We start from the raw sequence: 7,000 nt of genomic DNA, 5'->3' as shown, positions 1-7,000 counted from the left end.
TTCTTGTTGCTCTTCACGAACGGGCGTACGAACTGCGGCGAGATCAGCTTTGCCTCGTGCCCGAGTTCGGCGATCTTGCGTGCCATGCAGTGCGCACCAGCACACGCCTCCATGACTATCGTGCATGGATGGAGCGTGGCGAAGAACTCAATCAGTTGCTTGCGCGATAACTTTCTGCGAAACACCGCTTTACCCGCCGCATCCTGACCATGAAGGTGAAAAGCGTGCTTACCCAGATCAATACCGACCAATGTGACGTTTTGCATGGCAGATCTCCCAAGGAATCCCGGCAGAGTACTCCTGCTGCGGGGAGGGGGTGACCATCCCATTACAGGGGGGGAGGTCGTAGATGTGAATGCCAGGGGCGACCTCCATTGCGCTCGGCCATTCCGGATGAGCAATCGAGTAGCGTACGTCGCTTTGACCGAAGTCCCACAAGTCCATCACAGTGGCGCAAATGCCTTTTGCTGCGGTGGCCCGCGCCGTCGGCGAGTCGTGGCACCGCGTGCACGCGATCTGCAAGCGCTACGTCGAACTGGCGTTGGCCGAGATCGATCTGTCGGACGTGACGAACGCTGCCGTGGACGAGACCTCCTATAAGCGTGGGCACAACTATCTGACTCTCGTGGCCGACGCCAAGCAACGCAAGGTCGTGTTCGTTACCGAAGGCCGGGACGCCGCCACCATCGAGCAGTTTGCCGCCCATCTGCAAGCGCACAACGCCACGCCCGGGCAAATCACCTCGGTCAGCATCGACATGTCGCCTGCCTTCATCAAGGGCGTCAGCGAGCACCTGCCCAACGCCCGCATCACCTTCGACAAATTCCACGTTGTCGCTCAGGCATCGTTTGCTCTGGACAAGACGCGCGGCTCGAACAGAAGACCGACCCGGCCCTCAAGGGCCTGCGCTGGGCACTGCTCAAGGACCGCGATCGGCTGAGCGTGGCGCAGCGTGCCGATCTGGACGCGCTCGTTGCTAACGTCACGACCAAGCGCACCGCCCGGGCCTGGCTCTATCGCGAGCAATTGCGCGACATCCTCGATCGCAAGCAGATCAACGTCGTCTCCGAGATGCTCGAGCAGTGGTGTATCAACGTGATGCGCTCCAAGGTCGAACCCATGAAGGAGGTTGCGCGCATGATCCGCAAGCACTTCGACGGCATCGTCGCCTGGACCCAGACGCGTCAGACAAACGGCTTCCTGGAGGCCCTCAACGGCCTTTTTCAGGCCGCCAAGCGACGCGCGCGCGGTTACGCCAACCTCACGACCATGCGTACGGTGCTGTTCCTGATCGCCGGCAAGCTCGACTTCACTTCGATCAACCCGCACGCGGCATAACCCACTCAAATCTCAACTGAGCCACATTTCTCTTACGATTGTATTCGAACGGTGGTCTTCCACCTGCACACATACGGGCGCGCCCCTCGCCAGTAAAGGCGTCTGAAGATTTTCAGAGGGACGGTTCGCAAGTTTTACGCGCGATCGTTCAGAAGGGTAAGCGACAACTCAGTTTTGTCTGATAATAGTAGACGCCCCCGATCTGGAGCGCAACATGTGTTCGCATAAAGTGTACGTTCCGGTAGGGACCGCGCGCTCTTTGTGGGACAGGTGGTGAAACACCTCAGGCCTCATCGGTCACTTCTCGTGATTGCGCCCGCGTTGGCATCCACGTCAGCGGACAAGTTACGGCCCGTAAAGACACAATGGGGCACAGTCAACGAACCGTCACTACCTGCAACCGTCTGCAGGCGGCTCGAAGCATCGCTTGCGCCGGTCAACGGCTCCATCGATATGTGGGACGCGAATGCATCTTCGTCCAATCCGGACACCGCGCGCATCCAAGACGCAATCGACGCCTGTCCGGCAGGCCAAGCGGTTAAGCTTGTCACCGGTGCATCAGGAGATACCGGCTTTCTCAGTGGTCCGCTCAGGCTAAAATCCGGAGTATCGTTGTGGATCGACCGAGGCGTGACGCTATTCGCCTCTCGCAATCCCGCAGACTTCGATAATGGTGCGGGAACGTGCGGTACTGCGACTACATCAAATAAAAAATCTTGCAATCCGCTCATACTTGCACAGACAACTACGGGCAGCGCGATTCTGGGTGACGGGACCATCGACGGTCGTGGTGGCAGCTTGCTCACCAGCGGCGCCAATGCGGGCAGGCGCACCTGGTGGGACGTCGCCTATCAAAACAAGATCTCCGGACTACACCAGCAAAATCCCCGGCTTGTCCAGGTGACGGGAGGCTCCGCTTTCACACTCTATCGCATCACCTTGCAGAACTCGCCCAATTTCCATATTGTCACCGATGGCGTTGCGGGAGTAGTCGCATGGAATATAAAGGTCCTGGCACCAAGCTTCGCGTACAGCGTCAGCGGGTATGCTTGTCCCTCTGGCACCACACCTGACCAGAAGACCCCCGCTACATGTTTCACGCCGGACACCGTGAAGAACACTGACGGTTTCGATCCCGCTCAGTCACGCAACGTGTTGCTGGCTTATTCGTATATCAGCACAGGTGACGACCACGTCGCCATCAAGGCTAGTGCATCACCTGGCAGCAAGAACCTGATGTTCGCGCATAACCACTTCTACTATGGACACGGCATGTCGATTGGCAGCGAGACGAATGCGGGAATCAGTAACGTCGCGATCATTGATCTAACGATGGATGGAGGAGACAGTCCAAACGGAAACGGCTTGCGGATCAAGTCTAGTTCGTCGCGAGGTGGCAAGGTGAGCGATGTATCATACAGCGACGTGTGCATGCGCAACGTCGCGGAGCCACTAGTGTTCGACTCGTATTACAGCTCATCGTCAGGCACACTGTACCCGAACTTCCTTCAGATTGCCGTCCACCGATTTCACTATCTCGGCAGCAAGAAGTATGGGGGCGGACGGCTGACATTCTCGGGGTATGAAAACCAGAAGCAGAAGAATCCACTCGTGATCAGCCTGGACAACGTGGTGTTCGATGATAATCAGCCAGCTCTCGCGGAAAGTTTTGCAACGCACTATGCGCTCGGCCCCGGCCCAGTGAGCTTTTCTGACAAGATTGTGACCTCAACGTCCAGGGACGTTCAGGTATCCGGATCACCCGGTCAAGCTGCGCCAGTCGATTGCAGCGGCGCCTTCATTCCCCTCAATGCCGTGGTTCAGGCTTCACCTATCTGATTTGGTCCTTGTTTATTCGTTTATGCTTTACTCCATTCCGAGGCACAGGCTTAGCGGATGTAGGGACTTCCCCGTCCCGAGGCTGCGGCGGAAGCCGCGAGTCGGCATCAATGTGCCACGATGACGTTGCGAACGTTCAGCGACACCAGCGAGAGAGGAAGTCCCTTTCATTCTCCAGGTTCTGTTCACATTCTCACGAGCGGTCCAAAGGCACAGACAAGCGAAGCGAAGGCGAGATAGTTCCCTGCGAGCTTGTCGTAGCGAGTGACGACACGACGAAAATGTTTGATACGACTGCAAAAGCGTTCGGCGATGTTCCGGGTCCGATACAGCACGCGGCTATAGCGACGCTTGGTCTTCAGGTTCGAACGCGGCGGGATTACGGCCTTCGCACGAGTAGTGCGGATACTTTCCACAAAGGCGTTCGAGTCGTAGCCCTTGTCAGCGATGACCGCACCGGTGCGCAGATGCTCAACCAGTTCGTTCGCGCACGTGATATCGGAAACTTGTCCCTCGGTGGCAATCAACCGCAGGCGGCGTCCGGCGTCATCGACAGCCAGGTGCAACTTGGTGGTCAATCCATCTCGCGAGCGACCGAGCGCTTGCGGACCGTTTTTTTTCGAGCTCCGGACGAATGCTGGTGCGCGCGCACGATGGTCGAATCGATCAACACATGCTTGATCTCGGTTTCGTCGGCCACAGCGTGGACGGTTTCCCACACACCCTTGCGACGCCACCGGGAGAAACGCACGTACACCGATGCCATCTGCCGAACGCCTTCGGCAAATCGCGCCACGGGCAGCCGTCCGGCCGATCCAGAGGACAGCTTCAACAAACCGACGATTGTCGGTCGCCGTTCGCCCTGGATCGCCTTCCCTGCCGGGCAAGACGGATTCGATTCGTGCCCATACTTCATCGCTCAGTAACGTTCCAACCATCTTGGCCTGCTCGCGCAAAAGACAAGATGTACTCACATTTACATCGAATGTAAACAGACCCTGGTCGTGGAGTTCATTGCATCATGGAATTGGAACCCGGAAGCTGGCTCATCGAACCTGGGCGTTGGCGCAACTTTTTGGGGACAGCTCTCATCACTGTCCTGCTCGGCGCGTGTGGTGGCGACAACGGGGGGTACGCCCCGCAAAGCCAGTCTCGCACCGACAGCGTCAATAACGCGACGGCGAAACCTTTCTCTTCAAGATCGCCTATCTGGCTGACGATCGCTGACGAGGGCGACGCGCTCACTGTAGACGCCGCGCAGACCGTGCGCTTTGGTGCAGGCGCCGTCTGGGTCGAGAAAACCGGAAATGATTCAGGGCGATGTGACTCTGGCTTCTTTGGGAAGAATCCGCTCTCCGGTGCGCCGAAGGTTTGCCAACGGCTTCAGAGCACTCGCGGTCTGCTCTGGCGTGGCGTCAGTTTGGCCGGCGCCGAGTTCGCGCCTGCCAGCCTACCGGGCAACTATGGCAGTGACTATAGGTATCCGACTGCCGACAGTGTGGCTTACTACAAGAACAAAGGTATGAACATTGTGCGTCTGCCTTTTCTCTGGGAGCGGCTGCAGCCGACCCTCAACGGACCGTTTGATGTCACAGAGCTGTCACGCCTTGTCGCCTTCGTCAAACCCGTGACGGCGTCCGGCGAGACCGTAGTGTTAGATCCACACAACTATGCACGCTATCGCGGCAATGTGATTGGCTCGAGCGCCGTACCTGATAGCGCCTACGCCGATTTCTGGTCGCGCCTCGCATCCCAATTCAAGGACAATAAGCGAGTTGTGTTCGGGCTGATGAACGAGCCGAATTCCATGCCGACCGAGCAATGGCTATCAGCGGCCAACGCCGCGTTGGCCGCGATACGCGCTGCCGGCGCGAGCAATATGGTGTTCGTACCCGGTAATGCGTGGACGGGGGCGCATAGTTGGACCCAGAACTGGTACGGCACTCCCAATGCAACGGTGATGAAGGACGTTAGGGATCCGGGGAACAACTTCGTGTTCGAGGTGCATCAATATCTCGACAGCAACAGCGCGGGAAGTTCGCCAGATTGTGTGAGCGCCAGCATCGGCGTAGAGCGTCTGCAAGACTTCACCACGTGGTTGGAAAGTAACGGTTACCATGGGTTCCTCGGAGAAATCGGCACGGGTGCAAACGATACCTGCAACCAGGCTCTTGGCAATGTGTTGGCATTCCTGCACGGGAACGCCCATGTGTGGACAGGATTTGCATATTGGGCAGGTGGTCCGCTATGGGGCAACTATCCATATTCGATTGAACCAACCAATGGGGTCGACAAGCCGCAGATGTTCGTGTTGATGCCATATCTGAATCAGGCCTCAGACTAGAGAATGAAAGATCCTCTCAAGGGCTTTGTCCGGATGGGTACGAGTTCCCGTGCCATGGACGCGACTATGCATTTTTGACGCAAACCGGTTGGTTTTGATAATCATATAGCCGACCTCCCTCCGATCGAATCGAACGGCCGGCGTACAGTCAGGGTGCGAACACCGACGTGACGCACAGGAGGCCGGCATGAGCAAGTTTAGTGGAATCGACCTGCACTCGAACAACAGTGTGGTCGTCGTCAGCGATGACGCTGACCGGGTTGTCTACCAGCGACGGTTGCCGAACGATCCGGAGCAGATCCGTCCGGCGCTGGCGCCGCACCGCGAAGATCTGGTGGGCGTGGTCATCGAAGCAACGTATAACTGGTACTGGCTTGTGGACCAACTGATGAACGATGGTTACCGGGTGCATCTGGCCAATCCCGCGGCGATCAGGCAGTACGAGGGACTGAAATACAGTGGTGACTTCACCGATGCCGCCCATCTCGCACAACTGCTGCGTCTGGGACTATTGCCTGAAGGCTACATCTATCCAGCAGAAGAACGTCCGGTGCGTGACCTCGCTCGCAAGCGGATCCAACTGGTGCAGTGTCGTACGGCCCAGATCCTCGCGATTGAGAATCTGTTCTCACGCCATACTGGTGGGCAGATGCAAGGTGAGCGGGTCAAGCGCTTGGATGAGATGCAGGTGAATGGATTCGGTTTTGCAGCTGACGTGACGGTCGCGATGCAAGCCAATCTCGCGGTCATGCAAACCTTGCAGGAGGAAATCGGGATCATCGAGAAGCGACTCATGGAGCGGGTGAAACTGCGTCCGGATTACGCGTTGCTGAACACGGTGCCGGGCATTGGTCCGGTTCTCGCAACCACGATCATGCTGGAAACCGGGACCATCTCCCGTTTCACCAAGGTTGGCAATTTCAGTTCGTACTGCCGCTGTGTGGACAGCCGGCGTGAAAGCAACAGCAGGAAGAAAGGCGAAGGCAATACGAAGAACGGCAACAAGTATCTGGCGTGGGCGTTTGTCGAGGCCGCCAACTTCGCCATCCGTTCGTGTCCGGAAGCCAGGCGCTTTTACGAGCGCAAGAAACGCGCGCGAAACGGGATCGTCGCAATCAAGGCACTGGCACACAAGCTGGCGCGTGCCTGCTACCACATGCTTCGGGAACACAAGCCATTTGAGGCTCTTTTGAAATTTGAATGGGTTATGCAGCGTGCGGATTGATCGACGCGAAGTTGAGCTTGCCGGCGATCAGGAACAGCACGGTGCGCATAGTTTCGAGGTTTGCGTAGCCACGAGCGCGTCGCTTGGCGGCTTGAAACAGGCCGTTGAGTGCTTCCAGAAAGCCGTTGGTCTGGCGCGTCTGGGTCCATGCGACGATGCCGTCGAAATGCTTGCGTATCATGCGGGCGACCTCCTTCATCGGTTCAACCTTGGAGCGCATCACGTTGGTACACCACTGCTCGAGCATCGCACTG

At 57.6% G+C, this 7,000-nt stretch carries 5 protein-coding genes and 2 pseudogenes; 4 read left to right on the top strand and 3 right to left on the bottom strand.

Features of this window, described 5'->3' with window-relative positions; genetic code table 11:
• A pseudogene (locus tag GCT19_RS40390) lies at positions 1-266 on the bottom strand (IS110 family transposase); the annotation flags it as partial.
• 191 nt (positions 267-457) lie between these two features.
• Here GCT19_RS40390 and GCT19_RS40385 point away from each other — a divergent pair.
• Together GCT19_RS40385 and GCT19_RS40380 are read left to right on the top strand one after the other, a co-directional pair.
• Positions 458-1,338 (top strand): annotated as a pseudogene (locus GCT19_RS40385) (ISL3 family transposase).
• Positions 1,339-1,644: 306 nt separating this feature from the next.
• Positions 1,645-3,177: a glycoside hydrolase family 28 protein gene (locus GCT19_RS40380; protein ID WP_321576951.1), complete on the top strand. Its 1,533-nt coding sequence runs from the start codon at positions 1,645-1,647 to the stop codon at positions 3,175-3,177.
• A gap of 185 nt (positions 3,178-3,362) precedes the next feature.
• Here the strand turns inward: GCT19_RS40380 and GCT19_RS40375 are convergent, their stop codons facing one another.
• Positions 3,363-4,115 (bottom strand): IS5 family transposase, encoded by a 753-nt coding sequence (locus tag GCT19_RS40375; RefSeq protein WP_227749484.1) that lies wholly within the window; start codon positions 4,113-4,115, stop codon positions 3,363-3,365.
• Positions 4,116-4,198: 83 nt separating this feature from the next.
• On the opposite strand from GCT19_RS40375, the gene GCT19_RS40370 reads away from it, so the two are divergent.
• Together GCT19_RS40370 and GCT19_RS40365 are read left to right on the top strand one after the other, a co-directional pair.
• A complete protein-coding gene (locus GCT19_RS40370) occupies positions 4,199-5,521 on the top strand; it encodes a glycoside hydrolase family 5 protein (protein WP_152854979.1) in 1,323 nt (440 codons plus the stop codon).
• A 187-nt stretch (positions 5,522-5,708) separates the two neighbouring features.
• Positions 5,709-6,746: an IS110 family RNA-guided transposase gene (locus GCT19_RS40365; RefSeq protein ID WP_152854978.1), complete on the top strand. Its 1,038-nt coding sequence runs from the start codon at positions 5,709-5,711 to the stop codon at positions 6,744-6,746.
• Here the strand turns inward: GCT19_RS40365 and GCT19_RS40360 are convergent.
• A partial coding sequence (locus GCT19_RS40360; RefSeq protein ID WP_193727467.1) for a transposase occupies positions 6,727-7,000 on the bottom strand: 274 nt, incomplete at its 5' end. The genes GCT19_RS40365 and GCT19_RS40360 overlap by 20 nt on opposite strands.

Source organism: Paraburkholderia atlantica, from assembly GCF_009362785.1.
GTDB lineage: Bacteria > Pseudomonadota > Gammaproteobacteria > Burkholderiales > Burkholderiaceae > Paraburkholderia > Paraburkholderia atlantica.
Note: the sequence above shows the minus strand (reverse complement) of the source record. Positions and strands in the feature narration are given on the sequence as shown.